Raw genomic sequence first — 24,398 nt, forward strand, 5'->3', positions numbered from 1 at the left:
CGACATCACAAAAAATATCTATTAGTTTATCCACTTGCCCACCTTGTTTGCTTTCAAATCGTTTTTAGTCGAAAGATCTGATCGCTAGGTGGGCAAATAGTTCCATTCTTATCCAGAATTCAGGTTACTTTAAGCACTTTATGCAACTTTATTGCAACATCAAAACTACTGATGATCCCAAAGAAAAAGATGTTGGTCAGAATATTCCAGTAAGGTGTGCAGGATTGACCGATTTAGATCCTCCCAAAAAAATAAAGAAAGAAATTCCTGATCCCGAAAATGCAGGAGAAACAAAAGAAGTCAGTGACGATTTTATTCCTTACGAAGGCAACATGAAAAATGGGACTAATCATGCTCTTAAGCTTGTTGATTCAATTAGTAAATCAACTGATGCTCGATTGTTTGTAAGCAAGTACAAGACATTGGAGTACGACTTAGCGATGGAAGGCAATAATGCTGCATTAATGTCTGGAATAATTGCTTCCCTATGGCCTACGCCTAAAGAAAATGAAAGCCCCGTAATTAAAGAGTTTACCGCAATGTCGAAAATTGATTGGACTGAAAAGTCACCAAAGGAAGTTGCCGAAGCTGCTCATAAAATTCTTAAGCGAATTGATGATGACAATATAGGCAAAGGAATGTTCGCTCAGGTTATGACCGATAAAATTCAGAGTGAAGGCTTTATTTTTACTGTTCCTGAGTACATTAAAAATGCAATTTTGTGGGCTTCATCGCTAGAAGTTGCAGAGGAAGAGTAATGACCGTTGAGTTTACCCAAGAGCAACTTCATTACGTAAACTCAAGTATAGCCGTGCATACATTCTTAGAAGCCTGTCCTGGTAGTGGTAAAACTGAAGTTGTTGCGGCCAAAGTCAGTAAAGAAATCTCAAATTGGAAAGGAAGTCCTGGTGGTTTAGTCACCCTATCTTTTGCTAATAGTGCCACTGACGAGCTTAAAATCAGAATATCAAAGTACCTTCCTCATGGTCGAAGTATGTTCCCTCACTTCTTAGGCACGTTTGATAGTTTCATCTATAAAAACATTGTCTCCCCAATCTCAATAGAGCTCACGGGGTATATTGGCGAAGACGGTGATTCATCAATTCGTATCATCGAACCCAGCTCGCACATAGGCTATAGAACAAAATATAACTATGCAAAGCGAGGACAAGTAAGTGCTCATCATTACTCTTTCGATCTAATAAATGACAGTGTCATTTTTGAAATAGGGGATCCAGCATTAAATAGAACTTTAAATTCCATTGCACTCGAAGACTGGGGGGTTAACGATTTTATAGATACCAAGAAAAGAATGCTAAAGGGAGGTTTTGCAACTTACAGAGATATCGAATGTTTAGCCCTTGAAGCTCTAACAGACGCAAAATATGATCATTTTGTTAAGCTACTTGTAAAGCGCTACCCGCTTTTCATCATAGATGAATGCCAAGACTTATCTGTAGAGCAGTTAACTATTCTTAAAGCCCTAGCTGACAAAGGAGTAAAATTACATTTTGTTGGTGATCTTCATCAAGCTATTTATAGTTTTCGAGATGTTGATCCTGCTAAGGTAAAACAGTTCGTTGTAGATAATAATTTTACTAGTTTACAGCTAACAAGAAATTTTCGAAGCTGCCAAAATATCGTTGATCTTTGCGCTAAACTAACAGGTCGAGGAAATATTATCGGAAATGTTTCTTGGTTAGAATCAAGGTGCTTGGTTCTTCAATATACTAGCTGTCCTACGGAGTTAATTAGTACTTTCGAGGAAAAATGTAATGGGTTTGGCAATAATGTTGTTCTATCACGTGGGCATTCAATACTTAGAAAATTTCAAACTTCTCTAGCTGAATTAAATAATATCCAAAAATTGGCTCTCGCTGTTAAGAGCTATAACCCTGATGATATGGAAGGGTTAAGTCATTCTTTACAATATTTTTCCGAATTTATTCGTCATCACCTTAAAGAAAGTTTTAAACCAAACAGCTTCAATTGCCCCCAATCAATAGACTCAAACCTCACGTGGCGTAAGTTCTTGTGTGAGTCGTTAAAGTATTTACATAACAAAGAACTGCATAATATAGGCGTTACTTGGTCAACTTGGACAAAAAGTGCGAAAACGTTGATTCGAGATCTTCCAAATCAACGGTTTTGTTCCGACGCTGTTGCTAATATATTAGCCCCACTGAACGAGGTAAATTTAACATCTCCCTCAGGTTTGGCTAAGCAAGAAGTAGCTAGCTCATTGGGTGCGGTAACTAAATCCACACTATCATTCAAAAAATCAACTATTCATGGAGCTAAAGGCGAGACTCATGATGTTACTATTTTGATTTCATCAGCACGTGCTGGAAATGACTCTCATTGGTCAAATTGGATAAAAAATCCCAATAGTGAGGATGCCAGGTTTGCTTATGTTGCATCATCAAGACCAAAAGAGTACCTAATATGGGCAGTAAAAAAATTAAAACCTATCGATAAAATTCAACTTGAAGGAATAGGATTTTCTATTATTTAGTTAAATTTCTATTTTCCATAAAAATTTGTTTTGATCGTAGAGGGATATTAACTTAATCAATATTGATTTTATGTTTAAGTCTTGAAGGCATTATATCTGTAAATTCACAATTTAACGCATTAGCTAATTTGTATAGTGTTTCTAATTTAATATTAACGGTACCTCTTTCCATTTTGCCGTAATTACCTCTTTCTATACCAACATACGCGGCAAAAGCCTCTTGAGAATATCCCTTAGCCTTGCGTTTCAAGCGTAACATTTCACCAAATTCTTTGACTAAATCACTCACTTATTATTCCTTTAAGGGGTTCTAGGGATTTTCCCCTCTAAAGTAACATAAATCGCCACAACCCTCGCAGTTAATGGCTTGTGGAGCTGGGTTACCTTTCATTTTAGACTTCATTTTCAACAATAGGCCTAGTTATTTCCTGTAAATCAGGTAGTTTGCGGTTACTAGCGAACTGATAAGTGCCGCTCAGATTAATGTTCTGCCATGCAACGGGTGATACTTGTCGAGTTATTGCTGCTTTTTCCTCGTCACCAACTTCTTCAAAGTGCAGTAATAGATGACTTAGGATCATCGAGTTAAAGTAGATAATAGCATTTGCCGTCAAACGGGCACACTCGTTCCAGACGACTATTTCTGATTCGTTTTTTCCACGGAACTGGTCACGATTGACCGATGCAATAGCTCGCCTGAGGAAATGCCAGGCTTCGCCTCGGTTCAGTGCTCGTTGAACATATTGGCGCAGACTTGCATCATCAATATAATCAAGTAAATATTGGGCTTTGATGAGCCTATTATATTCCGTTAATGCTTGTAATATAGGGTGTCTAGATGGATAACCAGATAATTTGCGTACTAGCAATGCCTGTGTTGTGCGTTTTTCTTGAAGGGATAACACAATACGCTGAATATCCTGCCAGCCTTCTTCAATCACATTCATTTTTATCGGCTTTTTCAGCGCCAGATGCGTGTTTCCGTCGTCGCTTTCAGTTACGTTAAATAGGTCATTGATCACACTGGTGAACTGAGCATACCTAGGCGCAAAACTATAACCGCATAAATCCAATAAGGCATAATTAACATGATTAACACCATGGGTGTCGGTTGAGAGGACATCTGGCTTAAGATCACTAGTATTAGATTGTAGTAAGTCGTAAATATAATGGGACTCATGCTCATTAGATCCTATGATACGGGCATTTAACGCACTATGATTGGCAACTAACGTCATGGCCGTAATACCTTTGTTGGTGCCGAAGTATTTCGAGGAGTAGCGAGTTTTAAAAGTCTCAAGGTGAGTTTCAAATTTTTGCCCATCGGTACTGGCGTGCAGGACGTCTTCTTGGATGTGATAGTGGCGGAAAATAGGGAGTGCCGCTACTGCGTTATTGATGATATCACTAGCCTCTTGCAAGGTTTCAGGCCTAATATAATTAGCTTGTATAGTGCTTAGATGCTCATAACTGCGATCAGATATTTGTGCCATCCCATATACGCCGCGATGTGTCGCATTCGCAATTAGAATAGCCAATAAATCATCCTGATTGGCGCCTACTTGTTTTTGTATTGGCAGCACGTGTGCGAAGCATTGCATAAAGTTGGTTTCTTGTTCAACATAACGCAACACATCAGCAATACTGACGGGGATCATTTGTTTAAAGAAAGGGTTGTTGACAAGTGATTGGGAGCCTTTAACTGGCAGTCGCCATCGTGTGCCACTTCGGCTCTTCATGATCACATTGCGGTTATCACCATTATCAATGTGACGAGCAACATCTTCTAGGGATGTTGTTAAGCGTATTTGTTTTACTTGCAGTAGCTTCTGAATCGGCTGCTTTAGCTTTTCCAATGTTGATGATGCCAATAGATCAGGCTGTATTGACGATGCAATTAAGTCGTCTTCTAGCGCACGATATTTAGTGACTTTTATAAGTAAATTCGACCATTAAGCCGAGAAGCCAGTTGACGGTAAAGCAACCATTCGTATCGCTGTGGATGAACAACATCCTTGTTAATTAACCATGGACGATGTTTTTGTTGGATAAGTGTACTATCCATTGTTTGCAATGTATTACCTGCTAATAGTTCTGTTTTTGTGGTTTTGAGCTGGGTCACTAATGCTTCTGAGCCTTTACCTGCTTGGCATTCAAGACATAGAAACACGGGCCTTAATAACTGCTCAATTAACCCGTTTTGATCATCATAATATTGCCATTGATATTCTTCTACCGTGCGTTTTTGCTTTTTTAAGTACAGGCATAGCGTTTCTATATCTTGGTTATTCATTACACTTAATGCTTGTTGCCTAACCGTTGCAAATGGTTGATTATCGTCGATACTGTCATCAACAAACAGATGCAGTAATTCTGCGGCTTTGGTGACATTGTCTGCAGCTGACCTCCATGAGTCAAACACTGCCTGTTGGGCAAACGCATGCGCAGCTTCTTGTTGTTTACGGATATGATGAATAAACCCATCAGCCAATCGCTCTAGGCTTTGCCGTATGCGTTGAGTCAGAAAACACAGCAACCATAGGTGTTGCTGTGGACGCTTAAAGCGTTTTAGTTTACTGCCATAATAATCCACCATTTCACCGAAGTGTTGTTGGTTTTTAGACGATAAGGCTAAGCCCTTAACAGCATTATCAATCTGTCTTGTATAAGGCTGTAACTGATGATACACCGTCAGTTCTTTTTTTAGCTCTGTCACCATAACGCTTTTTGCACCGGCTCGAAGCTGGCTTAAGGAGAGCCCATCTTTGTCATCGATAATAGTATTTAGAAATCCGTGTAGTTCAGATGAAACATGAATACGAAGCTTATTATTTAACGCCTTCTTGACCTGTTGGATAACACGACTGATAAGCTTTTGTAAGACAGTATATTTAGGGATGGCAATTCTATGCGTTGCTAGATATTCAGCGGCTGCATCGAATAGATAACGAGGCTCAAGCCAAGCTTTGCCGACCATAACAAGATGTTCGTACAGCGGCGCAAAGTGCAGACTTTCGTCCCATTTCTGATAGTTTAATAACCTCAGTATTCTTTGATATATACGGTCACGCTGCATCTTATTAATGCTGAAAGGCCTGATCCCTTTGCCTCCTTGAACTTGCGTTGAAATAAACTGCATATCGTCAAAGATGAGGTTAAAGCTAGGTGAAAGAATCACAGGCTTAGACTTAAAATACCCTAATAACGCAATGAAATAGCATCGGTGGTTCCTTAGGCGAATACTTTTCAACTCTGTTAACTCGATCTCGTTTGGCGTAAAATACAATCGTTGTTGTTCAAGTGATAATAGCGGCGGAGAATATAGATCAAGCTGCTCAGCTTTGGTAAGAATTGATAGTTCGTTTTTTATAGCCATAGGAATTAAATTAAGTTTAAGGGGTTGTTAACCTCATAATTTGCCATACTTTGGAGAAGTAACCCACCTTTGTATGCCTTTAAATATGGTGAGTATGGCGATTTATGTTACTTTAGAGGGGAAAATCCCTAGAACCCCAATATTGTTCGTCTTTTTTGAAGAAACTATTTTGTTTGCTGTTGAATTCTAGTTCAGCATTGTTAAAATCAGCTAGTACTGCGTCTGGTTTTGCGTGCCGCATCGCCATATCATGATGCGAGCCTTGCCAAGCTTGGAATTGTTTTTCATGGCAGCTTTGACATTGCTCAGAGCCAAGGTAGTTATTTAAACTGCTCATTGACGTTGCATTCGTTGCTGAGATACATACAAGCATGCAAATAATATGAACAGTCCAGAATCCCAAGGTTCGGTATTTTATTGTATTAAATGGTAATTCAATCAAATGTGTACCTTGATTCTAATTGTGAACCCTTTAGTAAAGTATAAACCCAAATCGACAAAACTATTTTTCGCTCAATTAGGAATGAATAAAATAAATTTATTATCAGCATTGAATATTATTTTTTTGGTAAAAATGAATATTATTTGTTCCCTGAATCACTTCTACTTTACCTTGAGCACATAAATAATTAAGACTTGCCAAAGCTTCTCCATAAGCAAACATCAAATTGCTGTCATTTAACTTACCTTTAAAGAGTATAGGTAAAACGTCTGTAACGGTTCTTGGTTGTTGACAAAAATCATATAAGTTATTGATGTTTTTTTCCATCTCTTCAATCAACTTATTCAAGCGAACATTTCCACCGTTAAAAGGGAGTCCATGAGAAGGCAGCACTAAGGTTTTGTTATTAATTGTTTTATTAAGATAATGACAGGAAGATAAAAAATCAGCCATTGGATTGACATCTGGCCTTGTTGGCCAAACGCTTACATTTGATGAGATAGTGGGAAGTAATTGATCGCCGGAAATAAATAGGTTTAATTTTTCACAGAATAAACAGATATGCTCTGGAGAATGACCGGTACCTACATGCACTTGCCACAAATATTTTCCCAATGTAACGCAGTCTTCATGCTTCAATTGCTGATAAATACTTGGTACTGGGTAAATAAGGTCGCTGAAAATTTTAATATGCTTTAAATAACGTTGAGCTTCTTTATCACCTGCGCCAGCGAGTTGATAAAATTGCTCTATTTGGCTAAACGGTGCTTGTACCTTTTTGGCAAATAATTGATGATAAAATTCAAATTCACCTTTTGACATCAGTAATTGCGCGCTTTGCTGCTTAGATATCCAGCCGACAAGACCGATATGATCGGGGTGAGCATGGGTGCAAATAACCCGACCAATAGGTTTGTTCTTTAGTTGGCTCGAAATTATTTCCAACCAACTGTTTTTTGATGATGGAGTGTTTGGTCCTGTATCAATTAATGTCCAATCGCTATCTTCTTCGATAAGCCATAAATTGATGTGATCTAAACTGAAGGGCATTGCCAGACGCAGCCAATAAATACGAGGTGATATTTCCTGTATCACATTGAATTCAGGCTGTTTAGAAAAAGGGTAAGTGATATCTGTCATCTTATGATCCTGCCATAAAGGGCTTTGTTATTCGTTTCAATATAAATGCTATACCGTCGCGTTTAGCGTTGGCGCATTGGACTGCGCCCACTATTGATTTAGAATACTCAATAGTAGGTTTATTTTGTAATTTTACATTTTAGTCATATTGACGAGGTTTTAATTTCATTACCTTTTCAGTTATAGCCTCAACATTAAAACTGGCTGGATCTTGTCGGGGAGGGTACTTAATAAACGTTTTTAAGAATTGCTGAGAGACCAATATTGATTGATACAGATAAGGTAAACGCTCAAACATCCATCGACTATAGGCACCTGCTTCAAGTTGTGCACGTTCGAAAGGATCTTGACGCAAATTAAAAATAAGTGGTAATCGGAGTTGAGTATATGGTTTATGCCATACGTCGACGCCAGTGGCTTCTTGTATTGAGTACATGACTTTCCAATCACCCATGCGTATCGCTGAATATTCTCCGTCATCAGTAAAGTAGAAAAAGTTCTCTCTAGGTGAGGTAACTGATTTTCCAGACAGGTAATCAGTTAAGTCAAAACCATCTAAATGAACATTAAATTTGGTACCGTTAATCTGATGGCCATCTAGCAACTTATTTTTAATGTTAGGCTCGCCGGCAGCAGCAAGCAATGTAGGAAGCCAATCGTTGTGAGCGGCTAATTCATTAAATATAGAGCCTGGCTTAACCGTACTAGGCCAACGAACCATTGAAGGAACTCGAAAGCCTCCTTCCCATGTGGTGTTTTTCTCACCACGAAAGGGGATCATACCACCGTCAGGCCAAGTAAACATTTCTGCGCCATTATCAGTTGAGTATAAAACAATGGTATTACCAGCTATTTTTTTCTCATCTAAGAAGTCAAGTAATTGACCAACGTGACCATCGTGCTCTAACAAACCATCGCCATATAGCCCACCTCGTTTTGATAACCCCTGACTTTCTTCTTTCAAGTGAGTCCAAACATGCATACGGGTTGCCGTCCACCAGACAAAAAAGGGTTTGTCTTGTTTAACGGCTTTGTCCATAAACTTAATCGCAGCTGCCGTTATTTCGTCGTCAACTGTTTCCATACGTTTTTTAGTTAGAGGGCCTGTATCTTCAATTTTTCCATCGGCATATGAATGGATAACACCTCGGGGGCCAAATAACTTCTTAACTTGTGGGTTTTTGGGATAATCAGCAAGTTCTGGTTCTTCCTCTGCATTTAAATGATAAAGATTACCGAAAAATTCGTCGAAGCCATGCTCTGTTGGCAAAAACTCATCTTTATCGCCTAAATGATTTTTACCAAATTGACCCGTCATATAGCCCAGTGGTTTAAGGAGCTCGGCAATGGTAGGATCCTCTTTTCGAAGACCTTTATCTACACCTGGTAAGCCAACTTTGGTCAAGCCTGTACGCACGGGATGTTGACCGGTAATAAAAGCTGAGCGCCCAGCAGTACATGAATTTTCACCATAATAGTCGGTGAACATGCCGCCTTCTTTTGCTATTCGGTCAATGTTAGGTGTTTTATAACCCATCATGCCGTGACTATAGGCACTGACATTAGACATGCCGATATCATCACCCCATAGTACCAATATATTTGGTTTGTCGGCGCCATAAACAGATGAGGTTATAAGGAAGGTAAGTATTATTGCTGTTGATAAGCAGCATTTAAATACGCTTTTAGGTAAAATGTCCATAGCGTCTCCATATTTAGGGTAAAAAGCTCAGCAAATTAATTGTACTGAGCTACAGGCATATTAAATTATGCGTTTATTTTAATTGGATTAAACCTGACGATCCTGATCCTTCCAAAATGTTTCACGCACTTCTCTTTTAAGCACTTTTCCAACGGGAGATAAGGGTATTTTATCCCAGAATATCACTTCTTTAGGTGCTTTTATGCTCCCTAAAGTTTCTTTACATAGCACTCTTATTTTTTCCGGTTCAATGGTTTTGCCAGGTTTTAATTCAATGACTGCAGTAATTTGCTCACCCCATTTTTCATGTGGAGTACCAATTACCGTTGACACCATCACTTCGTCAATACCATTGATTAAATTTTCAATTTCGACCGGATAAACATTAAAACCACCTGATATAATCATGTCTTTTAGTCTATCAACGATAGTGATAAAACCACGTTCGTCTTTAATTCCAACGTCAGTAGTATGGTGCCAGCCAAATTTAGAAACTTCTGCAGTAGCTTCTGGGTTATTGTAATAGCAGTTCATTACTGAACCACAGCGAACAACAATTTCACCTTTTTCACCAGAAGGTAAAATATTTCCTTGTGGATCCATTATCTCTATATGGGCATGCTTAGTTGCACGGCCTGCTGAACGCAATACATCCATGTTTAAACTGCCGTCTTCGTTAATGTAGTCTTTTGGACTTTTAACAATAACAGGGAAAAGATTTTCTGTTTGGCCATATACTTCGTACATTACAGGCCCAAACACTGCTGTTGCTTCTGAATAACGCTCAGGTGAGACAGGGGATGCGCCTATGACTATTGCCTTTAAAGAAGAAGTATCAATGTCTTTAATACGAGGGTGAGCTAACAGCCCATAAAGTGCCGCTGGCGGTAAAAATATGGATTGTATTTTATGAATATCAATCGCTTCTATTACACTGTCTGGAATAAAGCCTGGTAACATGCGTAAACAACCGCCGGCTGCAATACAGCCCAAACCAAACATGCCTGCCGCGTGTGTCATGGGAGCAACAACTAAGTTTGTGTCATTTTCATCAACGGGTAACGACAGCATAATGTTTGATATGAAACATTCAAAGTTTTTATGGTTATGTACAACCCCTTTAGAAGGGCCGGTAGTTCCACCTGTAGCCATAACAATAGCCATCGCCATAGGGTCAACTTTTTCTGAAACGTACTCATCTGCAGCATCTACAACTAAGTCGTCCATAAAAGCTGATTCTTCAGTGCTCCTATCAAGGCATATAAAGTGTTTGATTGTCGGGCATTGTTGACGAACTTTAGCCACATTTTCATCTAAGCTGCTATCAAATATTAAGCAGTCAATTTCAAAAAAATTAAATAGTTCGATGTTGGTTTCTATGGCATTACCGGCGTTTACTGGAAACCAAACTAAGTCAGCCCTGTTTGTGCCTAATACTGATAAAAAAGCTTTTGCTTTATTAGGGCTATACACTGCAACTTTTTGCCCAGCTAGTAAACCACATTTTGTTCGTAGTGTGTTTGCAATTTTATGGACATAAGGCTTAGCCTCTTTATAGGTATAGCTGTCGTTGTCATCAATTAAGACAAGGTTATTAGGACAACGTGATGCTGCAGCATCAAAATAGTCTGAAAATCTCATGGTAATTACTCCTCCACTTCTAGTTTATAGGGCTTTTCGTAGGATCATTTCTATTACAGGCTCAGGTACTGGATATAAAATATAGAGTACGTCGTGTTTTACACTGGCAATAGCTTCCTTTAGATTAATTTCGGTTACACCAAATCGTTTTAAAGAGCCATCGAAGTCACAGGCTCGTTGAATCCCTCTTATATGGGCTACTACTTTAGCGAGTGTTTGCTCTGCATTTAGTCCTTTGCTATCAAGTGACAGAGCATCTGCCATTCGCTGTGCATTAGGTAGGTAAAAATCCGCCAGCGTTTCAATTACAACGGGTAGCATTATTCCGTTAGCATCACCGTGTGGTATATGAAAAGTGGCACCTAAGGCATGAGAAAAGTTGTGTACAGGAAATGCGGAGAAAGCGTTAACCACTGCGTTACAAGCCATAGTACTTGCTTGTAGTAACTTTGACCGACAATCGACATTTGTTGGTTCTTTTGCCACCTTGGGCATATTTTCATTTATGACTTTTGCTGCTGTTATGGCATGAGCATCTGAAAATAGGTTCGCTTTTGGTGATGCAATGCTTTCTATTGCATGAGTTAAAGCATCAAACGCAGTGGCAACGGTAATTGACTTAGGTAAGCCAAGGGTCAACTTAGCATCTAGTACTGCCATGTCAGCATCTAAATAGGGGGCTAGTACTAATGACTTTATATTAAGTACTTGGTTGTGGATTACCGCTCCGTTTGTTACTTCAGCACCTGTACCTGCAGTGGTTGGGATGGCAATGTGCGGGATCATGCTCGGCTTTGCCTCTGGCCAAGTTTCCAATTTTAGGCCTAATTTTAAAATATCACAAATGTCAGTTAAGTGATGGTGTAAGCAATATTTTAACCCTTTAGCAGCATCTAAAACACTACCCCCACCTAATGCTAAAATACTATCGGCGGCTACAGAGCGAGCATAGGCAACTAAGTCGTTGATTGATTCTGAGCCAGCGTCGGGAGTGACTTTGGCATATACTCCCACTAATTGCATATCTGGCCCATTATTTAAAGTAAAGACGTCTTTCACTCGATTAACTAATCCAGCTTTTTCCAAGCCTTCATCGCTAACAAGTAATACTCTTTTTCCGCCTAACCCGCGAAATAGACTTGGCACTTTGATGATACTGTCTGCACCGCTATGAACAACGGTACGCATGTTATAAGTAAAATATCCTGAAGTTGACATGATGAGTCTCTCTTATTTTATGATTACTGTTGCGGTGAAGTATGTAGTAAAGACCACATCATTTTATTACGTGGATCACGTTCAAGTGATACGCCAATCGTCTTGGTTTGCATAAAAGCTTGTAAGCCAGCGATACCAAATTCACGACCTATACCACTATTCTTGTAACCACCAAAAGGTGCATCTGAGCGCAGCATGTGCCAGTCGTTTATCCAGATTGATCCTGCTTGTAATTGCTTGGCAATTTTTTGAGCATGAACTAAATCATCACTCCATACTCCTGCCGATAAGCCATATGAGGTTTCATTGGCAATTTCAATCGCCTGTTGTTCATCACTAAATTTAATTACACTAAGCACTGGGCCAAATATTTCTTGCTGAGCAATGTCCATATCATTTTTAACATCTGTGATTATGGTTGGTTGAACATAATACCCCCCCTCAAATCCCTTGGGCTTAATCGGCTCACCACCACAAACAAAAGTTAAACCTTGTTGCTTGGCTCCGTCAATATACCCCATGATGCGGTCGTATTGATTTTTATTGGCAATCGGGCCATAAGATGTTGCTGGATCTAACGGGTTACCTACCACTAAGGTGTCACATACTGCTGCAAGTTTTTCCATTAATTGATCATGAATGGCTTCGTGAACTAAAATGCGTGTACCAGATTCACACGCTTGGCCTGAATTAAATAAGCCGCCAAAGGTTATACCATATGCTGCAAGGTCGAGATCTGCATCTTTCATAACTATTGCTGGGCCTTTGCCACCCAACTCCAAACCCACAAGTTTGCAACTTTCAGTAGCCATTTTTTGAATATGTTTGCCAACACAGGTAGAGCCAGTAAAAGATACTTTTCCAACGTCTGGGTGAGTAGTAAGCGCTTCACCTACACTAGCACCGTCACCATTTACTACATTTAGAACACCTTTAGGTAAAACGTCTGACAGTAGTTGCACCAAATGAGTTGTGCTTGCTGGTGTATATTCAGAAGGTTTAATTACAACGGTGTTTCCTGCGGCAAGGGCTGGTATTATTTTTGCTACAGCAATAAAAATAGGAAAGTTCCAAGGCGTAATTAATGCACAGACACCGATGGGTTCTTGCCAAACTTGTGCGTGGCCCGCTTCAGGTAGAGGCTTAGTGGGTAAATCAACTATATTATTAGTCGTTTTTATTAAATCAGCATAGTAGCCGATTAAATCGATTACAATAGGGATGTCCATACCAGCTGCACGGCGGATGGTACCGCCAGAATCTCGTGATTCGATAAACATTAACTCTTCAGCATGAGCCCCAATCACCTGACCACATTTGAATAACAAGTCTCCACGGTCATTGTTACTCATTTCACGCCATGAAGGTTGATTAAATGCCCGCTTTGCTGCAGCTACTGCAGCATCGACATCACCCTTGTCCCCCATAGACATGGTTGCATAAACTTCACCATTTGCTGGGTTGATTACGTCAATTGATTCAGGCGTATGCCCTAAATAATCTTGCCCATCGATAAAATGGCCATAATGGAGTTCTTGTTGTAAAGACATAGCTTCCACCTCTGTTTTAGTAATTAATATTTGTATGTAATTTAAACAACCGCCATAGCCTTAAGTTTAGCGTATTGTTCATCAGATAAGTTCAACTGAGCTAAAATCTGCTCTGTATGTTCACCAAATTTTGGTATTTTCCCTACTTGTGATGGCGTCTTATTCAATTTCGGTGCTGGTGCAGGTTGAATTAAATCATTCTCGACGACAAAATTATGTCGAGCCACATTATGTGGATGTTCAACCGCTTCTTTGAGCGACATTACTGGGGCATAACATGCATCAGTACCTTCAAAAATATTATTCCAATGCACTTGTGGTTGAGATTTAAAGTATTTCGTTAATTTGGTTATTGCTAAAGGCCATAATGATTTATCGTATTGCATTGAAAAATTAAGATCATCAGCAAATCCAGCAAGCGTAATAAATTCTTTGTAAAAATTAGGCTCTAGAGCCTGAACCGTTATATATTTATCATCAGCACATTGGTAGGTATTAGCCCAAGGAGAGGCACCAGTTAAAAAATCACCGCCACGTTGTTCTCCGACTAAGCCATTGGCATACAAACTGGTTAGTAAAGTCTGCATGTACACATTGCCATCGCAAATTGCAGCGTCTATCACTTGTCCTTCACCGGTGCTAAGTACATGAATATAGGCAGCTAGCATGCCCATGACTAAATGCAACGAACCGCCGCCAACATCACCAATAATAGTGGCAGGAGGGAATGGTTTATCGTTAGCAAAACCGCTGTAAGCTAATACACCAGAAATGGAGGCATAATTTATGTCGTGGCCTGCGGCTTGAGCTAAGGGGCCATGCTGTCCCCAACCAGTCATTCGACCATAGATCATTTTTTTATTACGTGCTAAACACACTTCTGGTCCCAAACCTAAGCGCTCTATTACGCCAGGACGAAAACCTTCAATAAACATATCGGCTTGTTCAACGAGTGATAACACTAGTTGGATTGCTTCTGGTTGTTTTAAATCAAGAGCAATTGATTGTTTTCCTCGTTTAAAAAACTCTGTTTTGTTTGAGTTAAAAAGGCCAGCAGCATTTGGGTTATCGGTTTTACGTTCAATTAAAATCACTTCAGCACCCAAGTCTGCTAGCATCATGCTAGCGATAGGTCCTGGACCTATGCCGGCTATTTCTATTACTTTAATACCTTGCAATGCACTCATAATCTTTAACCTATTATTTTTTTAAAAGTCTGAAATTTACTTTTTTTAAATTCAGCTTAAACATTGCTACTAATTACCAATAAATACAGGTTTGCGTTTTTCTGAAAATGCCGCTAACCCTTCTTGAATGTCAGCAGATAAGAAATGTTCACGTAATTCGAGGAGTTCAGAATCTAGCGCTGATTGTCGAGTTTGATCCTGCGCTTGATTCGCTATTTTTTTCATACGTTGCAGCACTAATGGGCTTTTTTCTGCTAGGTCGTCACAAAGTTCTTGAACACGAGAGTACAGTTGCTCATGCTCTACAATTTCGTTAACCAGTCCGTATTGCTTCATGTCGCTTGCAGGTAATGATTTTCCGGTAAATAATAAATATTTAGCGACGTTGACAGGTACTAATTTAGGCAATATTGCCGCGCCACCAGCACCGGGGAATACACCAAAATTTGAGTGGGCGTCACCCAATGTTGCCTTGTTTGATGCAATGACAATGTCACAACACATAGTAAGTTCTAAACCGCCAGCCATGGTCATGCCGTTTATTGCGGCTATTACGGGTTTCGAGCAGTTGCGTAGGGCCCCAAAACTAGTACGGCATTGCATTAAAAAATCTTTTTCACCTGGCTCTGCTTTTTCAAGTACTTGCTTTAAATCAGCTCCTGCACAAAAAGCAGGGCAGTCGGTAGCTGCGAGTACTACAACGCGAATGTTATCGTCTTGTTCAAAATCGGTTAAAGCGATTGCTAATTCTTCCAAAATAGTGCGTGTGAGTGAGTTAAACGCCTTTGGTCGATTAAGTATTAACCAGCCTGCTTGACCTTTCTTTTCTACTAATAATTCTGACATGTTGTTCTCCTCTTAGCGTGCCTGCATGACTGTTGCAGCATCAAGACGTAAACAACGACCATTTACATAGGCATTTTCCGCAAGATAAGCACATGTGTGGGCAAATTCTGCCATGTCACCCATACGTTGTGGGGCTTGGCACATAGCAGTGAGTGCGACTTGTACTTTCTCGTCTAGTGATTTAATCATAGGTGTGCCAAATAGGCCTGGAGCGATAGAATTGACGCGAATACCATACTTACCTAATTCACGAGCAGCGGGTATATTCATGCCATTTACTCCTGCTTTAGAACTAGAATAAGCTGATTGGCCAATTTGACCTTCAAAGGCAGCACCAGAAGAAATGTTGATAACAACACCTCGCTCACCTTTTTCATCGGGTTCGTTTTTCGCCATTTGCTCGGCACATTTTGCCATGACATTAAATACGCCATTAAGGTTTACGTTAAGTACCATGGCGTATTTTTTAAGGCTGCTTGCTTTGCCTTCCTTATCCAAAATTTTACATGGCAATGGCACACCTGCGGCGTTAATGTTTACATGGATAGCATCAAATTTAGCCACGATATCGGCAACGGCTGCATCGATACTTTTTTCGCTGGTGACATCGGTTTGACAAAATATTGCATTATTTTCACCGAGCAATGTTATAACTTCGGCACCGGCTTCAGCGTTTAAATCTAATAAAGCTACTTTCGCACCTTTTTCAGTCACCATATATTCTGCCGTTGCACGGCCTAAACCAGATGCACCACCTGTGATCACGACAACTTTATTTTGTAAATTCATTTATATATTCTCTTCGATATTTGTTAAAGTAAGAGTAAAACTCTAGCCTTTTTTAATGTTAATCAATTATCTAAAGGCTTGAACCCCTGTCAGCATACGTGCAATCAGTAGCTTCTGAATTTCAGTCGTGCCATCAGGAATAGGGCCAATAATGGCTTCACGAGCTAAACGTTCCACAACAAACTCTTTAGTAACACCGTTACCGCCATGTATTTGCACCGCTTGACGTGTGGTGTTAACACCAATTTCCGTGCCGTACCATTTGGCCATTGAACACTCTACGTCACAACGAATACCTTTATCGATCATATCGCCGGCACGCAATGTTAATAGCCTTGCTGCATCGATTTGGGTTGCCATAGTGGCAATTTTTTCAGCAATTAATTGATGTCCAGCTATTTGTTTACCGTGTTGAGTACGCTCTTGTGAATATTTAATTGACTCTTCTAATGCTCGACGACCCAATGAGTAACCCCACGCTGCCATATGACAACGAGCGCGTTCAAAAGTTACCAGTGTGTTTTTTAAACCATCGCCAATACTTCCCACGGTGTTAGCGATAGGCACACGCACATCTGCCAGAAAAATTTGCGAAGTAGACTGGCTGTTGAGCGCCATTTTAGGAATGCCACGTACCTCCATTCCCGGTGTTCCTGCAGGGATCGCTATATGGGTCAATTCCCCTTCACCTGTTTTACAGGTACAAACGAATAGATCCATGTGTTCACCATTGGAAATCCAGGTTTTCTCACCATTAAGTACCCAATCATTGCCGTCTCGTACCGCACGTGTTTTCACAGCTGCAACGTCGGAGCCAACATCTGGCTCAGATATACCAACGGCGATAAATTTTTCGCCACTCAATAATCCAGGAACATATTCATCACGAATATGTTCGGGAGCGTTATTAATCAACAAATCGGCACCGACTACATTAATGAGGGCTGGCATAGCCAAATCTAAGGAAACGACAGCAACTTCTTCCCATAACAATAAATGTGTTACCCAATCCATGCCTAGGCCGCCAAACTCTTCAGGGTGTGGCGCACAAACCAAACCGAATTCGGCTAAACTTTGGTGCCAGCCTTGCAGCTGTTCTTTGCTGAAATGACCTTCACCATGTGCTTCAAGCTGTGGCTTGATTTCTTTGTTAAGAAATTTACGCAGGCCTTCGGTAGCCATTTTTTGTTCTTCTGTCATTAAAAAGCTCACTGTCTTCTCCTCAATTTTATTTTTTATTTAGTTCCGTACTTATTTTGCGAGTATATTGACTGCTACGGCACCTTCTTCTATACCAACTAGACCACCACTGTTTTCATGAACAGCGTGTCTTGCTCCTTCAACTTGACGGACACCAGCTTCACCGCGTAATTGAGTGACCAACTCGTGAAGTTGACCTAAACCGGTAGCACCTAACGGATGTCCCTTAGATTCAAGACCACCAGACGTGTTGATTGGTATACGTCCACCAATGCTAAAGTCACCTCGCTCAGCTGCTGGACCTGCTTCACCGAAAGGCACTAGTCCAAGATTTTCTGCATGCAGTATTTCACCCATAGCTGTTGCATCGTGTACTTCCGAGACATCCATATCTTGAGGACCAACGCCTGCTTGCTCATAGGCTTCCATTGCACATAAATGAGCGCAATGTAACTCAGGATTTGAATAAGAGCGATCAGTTGCACTTCGAGTAACTGTCGCTAACACTTTGATGGCGCGATTTTTGTCAGAGCCAATGCGTTTAAGCCCATCTTCGTTACAAACGATTACTGCAGCTGCACCATCAGAAATTGGCGCACACATGGGTAATGTCAGTGGGTAAGTAATAGGTGGCGCATTCAATACTTCTTCAATCGAATAGGCTTGTTGAAATTGAGACAGAGGATTGTGCGTAGAATGTTGGTGGTTTTTTGCTGAAACAGCCGCTATTTGGCGTTGAGTGGTACCATACTTATGCATATGAGCACGAGCAAATGCGGCATATACAGACATAAATACGCTATAAGGACGGTCAGACTCATGACCTTCTGGCACAACAAAATCTTTTGCAGGAGCTAACAACCTTGCTAAATTTGCATCGGGTTCAGATAAATCCCAAGCGCCGTCAAAAACAGAAAACATTCTTGCTTTATCAGTAATGTTCATTTTTTCAGCGCCAATGGCTAATGCCACATCACAGCTTCCCGCTTTTAACATTTGAACAGCGAGATGAAAACCAGAAGAGCCAGCGGTACAGCCATTCTCAACATTAAATACAGGAATGCCTTGTATACCAATTTTGCTTAGATAGACTTGACCAGGGATAAAGGTTTGTCCTTGAAGATGACCTTGAGTGGTTCCTGAATAAAAAGCGGTACCGATATCTGATTTTTCACAACCAGCATCTTTTATCGCTGCGTCTAATGCTTCATCACATAGACTTTCCATACTGCGTTCGATATGACGACCAAATGGTGTCATTCCGACACCGACTATATATATATTTGACATTCCAAGTGACCCTTAATTTTGACTTGCTAAAAGGCTAGCATCTCAATTTAAATAATCTCATGGGGTAATGTGTCAATGGATTCGATAGTTTGGCTTAAAATTACAACTATAAAGTGTCAATTTTACGGTCTGAAGTTTATAAACTAATGAACTGAGCATATTTAAATAATCACTCGTTGTTTTAAATTAGGAGTGCTTATTGGTTATCACAGTTCTATTTTGTAGATTATTTTGAGATAAATAAAAGAAGTACAAGATGATTGCTGCTAATTTAAGAAATTTCTTGAAGCTGGAATAATTACCAATTTTTCTTATAGTAAACAAACCGTGAACACTCGAAACTGCTCGTGCTATTAGACTATTTAGCTTTAGATCAGTTGATGTCTTTGTGAAAAACCATTCAAAATCCTACATGTAAAATTGGGCCTTAATTGTTCACATGATGGCCTATATTAACACTATTGTATTTATCAATATTTGCTAACTTGTAATGACAATAATTATAAATTGTAACTAATTTTTTAGTCCAATATAACGAATTTAAAGTAGGTAATACATTATGAACATTAAAGATTTTCCAAAAACACCAATCGCCAAGGTATTGTGCATAGTGTTGGGATCGACTTCATTTGCCAGTTTAGCTCAAGAAGAAGCAAAGGATGTTAAGGCAAAAGGTTCTGCACTTGAAGTTATTGAAGTCACAGCACGTAAGCGTATTGAATCTGTCCAGACAGTGCCAAGTAGCATAAATGCTGTTACCGGTGAGAACATTCAAGCTATGGGGGTGCACACTGTTGAAGACTTATCTAAATACGTACCTGGTTTGGAACAGCCGCAACTGGCTAACCACAGTCGACTCTCACTGCGTGGTGTATCGTCAGGCGATAACCAGTCATTTGAGCAATCTGTTGGTACTTATGTCGATGGTGTGTATCGTGGCCGAATGAACCAGCAGCGTTCAGGTATCTTTGATATGCAACGTGTTGAGGTACTAAAAGGACCGCAGGTAACGTTATATGGTAACAGTTCGGTTGGTGGCGCAATCAGTATGATTACTAATCGACCTGATGTTGGTGATGATTTAAATGGTGAGTTTACGGTTAAATATGAGTCTGAATATGAAGAAGCTCAGATCTTGGGTGGTATTAATATCCCGGTAACGGATGAGTTTGCTCTGCGTATTGCTGGTAAGTGGCGTGATCAGAACAAAGGTGCGGCGTTCAACAACTACACAGACCAATATGAACCCTACTTCAAAGATTATGCTTTTCGCATCGGCGCAGTGTGGCAGCCACGGGATGATCTGAGCCTATACTTACGTCATGAGCAAGGAACATTTGAGAAGTTTGGTGAGACACTGGCCATTTATCGTCATGTTAATCCGGATTTCACTGAATTTGAAAACTCGCCATTGGCGCCATTTGGAATTGGCACTGGCGAAATGAATACGGGTAATGACGATGCTATTTTTAATAATGGTCCTTCTGGTAATAAAAACGAAAACGAAGAAACCATGTTAGAAATAGTATGGAATATCAGTGAGAATACGTCTATTACCTCTATTACAGCTCAAAGTAATTATGACTACTTCCATACACTTGATGTTGATATGACGCCCTCTGATTTAATATCAACAAGTGTACCTGAAGATTATGAACAATTTTCTCAAGAACTGCGCATTGATATTGTTGTCAATGACCAAATTAATTTGATGGCGGGATTCTATTATCAAGATGCTGATTTTAATACCGGCTTCGATTCTGATTTTCATTTAACTCAACTAGGTGTGCCAAACTTTACTCGTTCAAATTATCTTGAACAAAAAACAGAACAAAGCGCGATTTTTGCTCAAGTAGACTATCAGGCAACAGACAAACTTTCATTGACCTTAGGTGTGCGGTATAGCGATATCGAAAAAACCGCTACACAAGGGTTAACTCTTCTTAATATCGATGGAACGGTAGATACTCGTCCTGCTTTCCCTGATGGTCACCCTTATGCGGGCTTGACTCCAGCTTTGCTGAGTTATTGGGGCGCTTTGAAATCGGTAGGTGCGCCGCATGAGTTTGAGAACATGAAGCGCGAAGAAAGTCACACTATGGTACAAGCCAGCGCAAGTTACTTCTTCACAGATACCTTTATGGGCTATGTTAATTTTGCTGACGGTGCCAAGGCTGGTGGTTTCGATACTCTGTATGAAGGTCCTTCATCTGCATCACCGCTGGGTACTTCGCCTGGTCCAAGTGCCGGGACACCGGAAGATACCCAATTTGAAGATGAACAGGTTACCGCGTACGAAATCGGCTTTAAGTCTGACTGGGATGATATGCGTTTGAATGTTGGCGTGTTCTATGGCACTTATGATGACTTGCAGACCTCCATTTTCAATGGTTCTATCGGATTCAACGTTGGTAATGCGGGTAAGGCTATACAAAAAGGTATTGATGTAGAGTTTATTTGGCAAGCTACCGATGACCTAAGCATTACAGCCAATGCTGAGTATTTAGATTTTTACTATGACAAGTTTGAGGGCGCTGCCTGTAGTTTAACTGAAGTATACAAAGGTGAAGCGAACGAAGATGGCTTGTGTGACTGGTCTGGAGACAATCTACCTTGGATACCAAAATTTTCGGTTTTTATGGCAGCAGAGCATCTGACTGAAATTATGGGTAACTATGAAATGTCTAACACGTTAATTGTGAATTACAAGTCTGAACATACAATAGACTCTAGTAACGAACAGGGTTTTCTTCAAGATGGTTATGCCCTAGTTGATTACCGTTTAAAACTGACACCAGAAGACAGTGACTGGCATGTAGCACTAACGGTCACTAACCTCCTTGATAAAGATTATGAAATATACATCACTAAGATCCCGCTGAACACAGGGGCCTATGCCAATGGTATGCATCAAAAGGCTCGTAGGATTAACCTTGAGTTTGGTTACAGTTTTTAACTCACAAAAGCCTGCTTGTGTAAACAAGCAGGCTTTTTTTAATCTTATGTTTTTTACCCAGCGAAGCTGGAAAACCCAAGATGATTATCAGCATTTCGTTTGATAGTTTAAAGGATTGAGAAATTAAGTTCAGTGTATTAAAGACAAAATAGAATAATAGAAGGAAAAAGTTATGACCTTTAAACGAATGCAGTTATTTGTACTCAGCCTAACATTTACCGTGGCGCTTGGTGGGCTAGCAGTGGCTCAAAGCATCCTTCCTCTTTCTTCTTGGAAAGAAGGTAAAACTAAGCAATCCATCATCGAATTTGTGGCAGACGTAACGAAGAATGGCTCGCCCAGTTTTGTGCCACCTGCTGAGCGCATCGCTGTGTTCGACAACGACGGTACGCTATGGCCAGAGCAACCGATGTATTTTCAACTTTTTTTCGCAATAGACCGTTTAATTAAGCTTGCTCCGCAGCATCCTGAGTGGAAAAACAAAGAACCGTTTGCTTCTGTTCTCAAAGGTGATCTAAAAGCCGCACTTGCTGGCGGAAAAAAGTCAATGTTCGAGATACTAAAAGCAACTCATGCAGGTATGACCGAGGCAGAGTTTGAAGTGCTAGTAAAAAGCTGGATCACTACCGCAAAACATCCGACGACCAAGCGTCTTTACAAGGACATGATTTATCAACCAATGCTTGAATTGCTTACCTATCTTCGAGCTAACAACTTTAAGACCTTCATAGTTTCTGGCGGAGGAGTCGAATTTATGCGTGCATGGGCAGAAGAAGTCTATGGCATCCCACCCGAGCAAGTTGTGGGTAGTAGTATCAAAACAGAGTTTGAAATAATAAACGAAAAGCCCGTACTGATGAGGCTGCCTGAGCCCAATTTTATCACCGATAAAAAAGGTAAAGTCATCAGCATCAACTTACATATCGGCCGCCGTCCCATCGCAGCATTCGGTAATTCAGACGGAGATCTTCAGATGTTGCAATGGACCACTGCAGGAACGGGACGACGATTTGCGCTCTACGTACACCATACCGATAACGAACGCGAATGGGCATACGATCGCATGTCAAGTGTCGGCCATCTAGATAAAGGATTAGACGAAGCACAAGCGAAAGGTTGGACAATTGCCGATATGAAGAAAGATTGGAAGATCATCTATCCGCATGAGCTTAAATAGAAGTTCGGTGTAGTGGAAAGAACTTTGCTAACAATCAGTACCAGCGAATGGACTAAAGCAGACCACCGTACTTCTAATGAGACAAGTAGATTCTTGAACAATCGTTATTTTTAAAACCTAGATTGCTCCTGTTATTTTATCAACATAACTACAAATAAATGTGCCACAATGAATATTAAATTAACCAATAATTCTGATTTGTTTATGCAAAAAGAAATTACTATGCCTTTTCAAACTCTGGTGGAGTTTGAAAAAATAGCGGCTTATCACGACATATCCGTGCAAACATTGCATAGTCATATTGGTTTGCCTAATAAAAAACGAGAGCAGAGCTCAAGGGTGGCCTTGAAGTACCTTGAGGATGCCTTTTCTTTTTTGTATGAATCCACTAATGACGAATTACTGCATACTGCATTAACCCCTTTGGCTAAGGGCACAACATTATTTGCCTGCAAGTTGGGTTGTCAGGCGAAAAATTTGCTGAGCGCACTCTGTACTATTGAAGAGTTCTATGATTTAACACTTGGACCATTAAAAATTCGTTTAAAACGAAAAGCGAACAAGGTACAGCTCTGTATTTATATCGACTTTAACCCCGCGATAAAGCAAGTGATTATCGCAGAAGTTTATCTTATGGTGTTTTATCGACTGATCTGTATGTTAATCAATAAACGTATCCATATTTACAAAATGTTTGTCCCCCATGCCAAACCTTCCTATGGCGAGGAATACAAACTGCTTTATAACAACAAGTTAGTCTTTAATTCTGATTTTATAGGCTTTGAATTTGATGAACTTCATCTACACGCATCGATAAAAGCTAAATATGATCAGGTTGCACAATATTTTCAAAATCCATTGCAACTTATCAAACTCCATTTAGCTGACAGCGTCACTTATGCAGGAAAAGTGCAATATCTGTTTATGTCAATGTCAATGAATGAGTTGCCAAGTAAAGAGGAAGTAGCGAAAAAACTTAACCTTTCAATACGTACACTACATAGAAAACTGATTTTGGAAGGTACGTGTTTTCAACAGCTTAAAGATGATTATCGTTATAAGTTAGCCGCTCATTATTTAACGACAACAGATTTAATGGTTGAAGAAATCGCCTATAAACTAAATTTGTGTGATGCGTCATCTTTTATTCATAGTTTTAATAAATGGTCAGGTAAAAATCCACAGTGTTACCGTCAGGAAAATAGTAAGTAACTCCCAGTATTGGGATTAGAAAATACTGATAGTTACAAAAGTTGCCACCTTCATGTGTGCAACATTAGGTTGTATTCGTAAATCAACAGTTGACTAAAGAAAAACAGTTTTAATTTGTATATCTCGTTTTGGGGGCGATATTCGTACAAAATGAGTG

The 24,398-nt window shown here is 40.0% G+C and carries 17 protein-coding genes and 1 pseudogene; 5 read left to right on the forward strand and 13 right to left on the reverse strand.

Translation table 11 applies throughout. The annotated features are described in order from the left end of the window. The first annotated feature begins 140 nt into the window (after positions 1 to 140). Together B6A32_RS00005 and B6A32_RS00010 are read left to right on the forward strand one after the other, a co-directional pair. Positions 141 to 758 (forward strand): hypothetical protein, encoded by a 618-nt coding sequence (locus B6A32_RS00005; protein ID WP_198946855.1) that lies wholly within the window; start codon positions 141 to 143, stop codon positions 756 to 758. Further along, complete coding sequence (locus B6A32_RS00010) at positions 758 to 2,515, forward strand: UvrD-helicase domain-containing protein (RefSeq protein WP_085300722.1); 1,758 nt, start codon at positions 758 to 760, stop codon at positions 2,513 to 2,515. The genes B6A32_RS00005 and B6A32_RS00010 overlap by 1 nt, the downstream gene beginning before the upstream one ends. A gap of 52 nt (positions 2,516 to 2,567) precedes the next feature. Here B6A32_RS00010 and B6A32_RS00015 read toward each other — a convergent pair whose 3' ends face one another. The 13 genes and pseudogenes from B6A32_RS00015 to B6A32_RS00075 form a co-directional block, all read right to left on the reverse strand. Continuing rightward, entirely contained in the window at positions 2,568 to 2,804 is a 237-nt protein-coding gene (locus B6A32_RS00015; protein ID WP_085300723.1) for a helix-turn-helix domain-containing protein, read from the reverse strand. A gap of 103 nt (positions 2,805 to 2,907) precedes the next feature. After that, a pseudogene (locus B6A32_RS00020) lies at positions 2,908 to 5,891 on the reverse strand (Tn3-like element ISKox2 family transposase). Positions 5,892 to 6,003: 112 nt separating this feature from the next. Next, the gene (locus B6A32_RS00025; protein WP_158088429.1) at positions 6,004 to 6,228 is read right to left on the reverse strand and encodes a multiheme c-type cytochrome; all 225 of its coding nucleotides are present in this window, start codon (positions 6,226 to 6,228) and stop codon (positions 6,004 to 6,006) included. Positions 6,229 to 6,435: 207 nt separating this feature from the next. Further along, the gene (locus B6A32_RS00030; protein ID WP_085300725.1) at positions 6,436 to 7,473 is read right to left on the reverse strand and encodes an MBL fold metallo-hydrolase; all 1,038 of its coding nucleotides are present in this window, start codon (positions 7,471 to 7,473) and stop codon (positions 6,436 to 6,438) included. Positions 7,474 to 7,612: 139 nt separating this feature from the next. After that, complete coding sequence (locus B6A32_RS00035; RefSeq protein ID WP_085300726.1) at positions 7,613 to 9,175, reverse strand: arylsulfatase; 1,563 nt, start codon at positions 9,173 to 9,175, stop codon at positions 7,613 to 7,615. A gap of 87 nt (positions 9,176 to 9,262) precedes the next feature. Beyond that, positions 9,263 to 10,816: a class I adenylate-forming enzyme family protein gene (locus B6A32_RS00040; RefSeq protein WP_085300727.1), complete on the reverse strand. Its 1,554-nt coding sequence runs from the start codon at positions 10,814 to 10,816 to the stop codon at positions 9,263 to 9,265. 24 nt (positions 10,817 to 10,840) lie between these two features. After that, a complete protein-coding gene (locus B6A32_RS00045) occupies positions 10,841 to 12,034 on the reverse strand; it encodes an iron-containing alcohol dehydrogenase (protein WP_085300728.1) in 1,194 nt (397 codons plus the stop codon). 23 nt (positions 12,035 to 12,057) lie between these two features. Further along, positions 12,058 to 13,584 carry an aldehyde dehydrogenase family protein gene (locus B6A32_RS00050; RefSeq protein WP_085300729.1) on the reverse strand — a complete coding sequence of 509 codons (1,527 nt, stop codon included), beginning with the start codon at positions 13,582 to 13,584 and terminating at the stop codon, positions 12,058 to 12,060. A gap of 41 nt (positions 13,585 to 13,625) precedes the next feature. After that, a complete protein-coding gene (locus B6A32_RS00055) occupies positions 13,626 to 14,771 on the reverse strand; it encodes a CaiB/BaiF CoA transferase family protein (protein WP_085300730.1) in 1,146 nt (381 codons plus the stop codon). A 69-nt stretch (positions 14,772 to 14,840) separates the two neighbouring features. After that, positions 14,841 to 15,617 (reverse strand): enoyl-CoA hydratase/isomerase family protein, encoded by a 777-nt coding sequence (locus B6A32_RS00060; RefSeq protein ID WP_085300731.1) that lies wholly within the window; start codon positions 15,615 to 15,617, stop codon positions 14,841 to 14,843. 12 nt (positions 15,618 to 15,629) lie between these two features. Continuing rightward, positions 15,630 to 16,406 (reverse strand): SDR family NAD(P)-dependent oxidoreductase, encoded by a 777-nt coding sequence (locus B6A32_RS00065; protein ID WP_085300732.1) that lies wholly within the window; start codon positions 16,404 to 16,406, stop codon positions 15,630 to 15,632. Positions 16,407 to 16,472: 66 nt separating this feature from the next. After that, entirely contained in the window at positions 16,473 to 17,618 is a 1,146-nt protein-coding gene (locus B6A32_RS00070) for an acyl-CoA dehydrogenase family protein (protein ID WP_085300733.1), read from the reverse strand. A 39-nt stretch (positions 17,619 to 17,657) separates the two neighbouring features. Further along, complete coding sequence (locus tag B6A32_RS00075; RefSeq protein ID WP_085300734.1) at positions 17,658 to 18,896, reverse strand: thiolase family protein; 1,239 nt, start codon at positions 18,894 to 18,896, stop codon at positions 17,658 to 17,660. A 610-nt stretch (positions 18,897 to 19,506) separates the two neighbouring features. Between B6A32_RS00075 and B6A32_RS00080 the strand changes: the two genes are divergently transcribed. From B6A32_RS00080 to B6A32_RS00090, 3 genes are all read left to right on the forward strand, one after another. Continuing rightward, the gene (locus B6A32_RS00080; protein WP_158088430.1) at positions 19,507 to 21,852 is read left to right on the forward strand and encodes a TonB-dependent receptor; all 2,346 of its coding nucleotides are present in this window, start codon (positions 19,507 to 19,509) and stop codon (positions 21,850 to 21,852) included. A gap of 172 nt (positions 21,853 to 22,024) precedes the next feature. Then, positions 22,025 to 23,029: an HAD family hydrolase gene (locus B6A32_RS00085; protein WP_085300736.1), complete on the forward strand. Its 1,005-nt coding sequence runs from the start codon at positions 22,025 to 22,027 to the stop codon at positions 23,027 to 23,029. Between the two features lie 168 nt (positions 23,030 to 23,197). Beyond that, the gene (locus B6A32_RS00090; protein WP_085300737.1) at positions 23,198 to 24,241 is read left to right on the forward strand and encodes an AraC family transcriptional regulator; all 1,044 of its coding nucleotides are present in this window, start codon (positions 23,198 to 23,200) and stop codon (positions 24,239 to 24,241) included. The last annotated feature ends 157 nt before the right edge of the window (positions 24,242 to 24,398 follow it).

Source organism: Colwellia polaris (assembly GCF_002104515.1).
In the GTDB taxonomy this organism is placed as follows: domain Bacteria; phylum Pseudomonadota; class Gammaproteobacteria; order Enterobacterales; family Alteromonadaceae; genus Cognaticolwellia; species Cognaticolwellia polaris.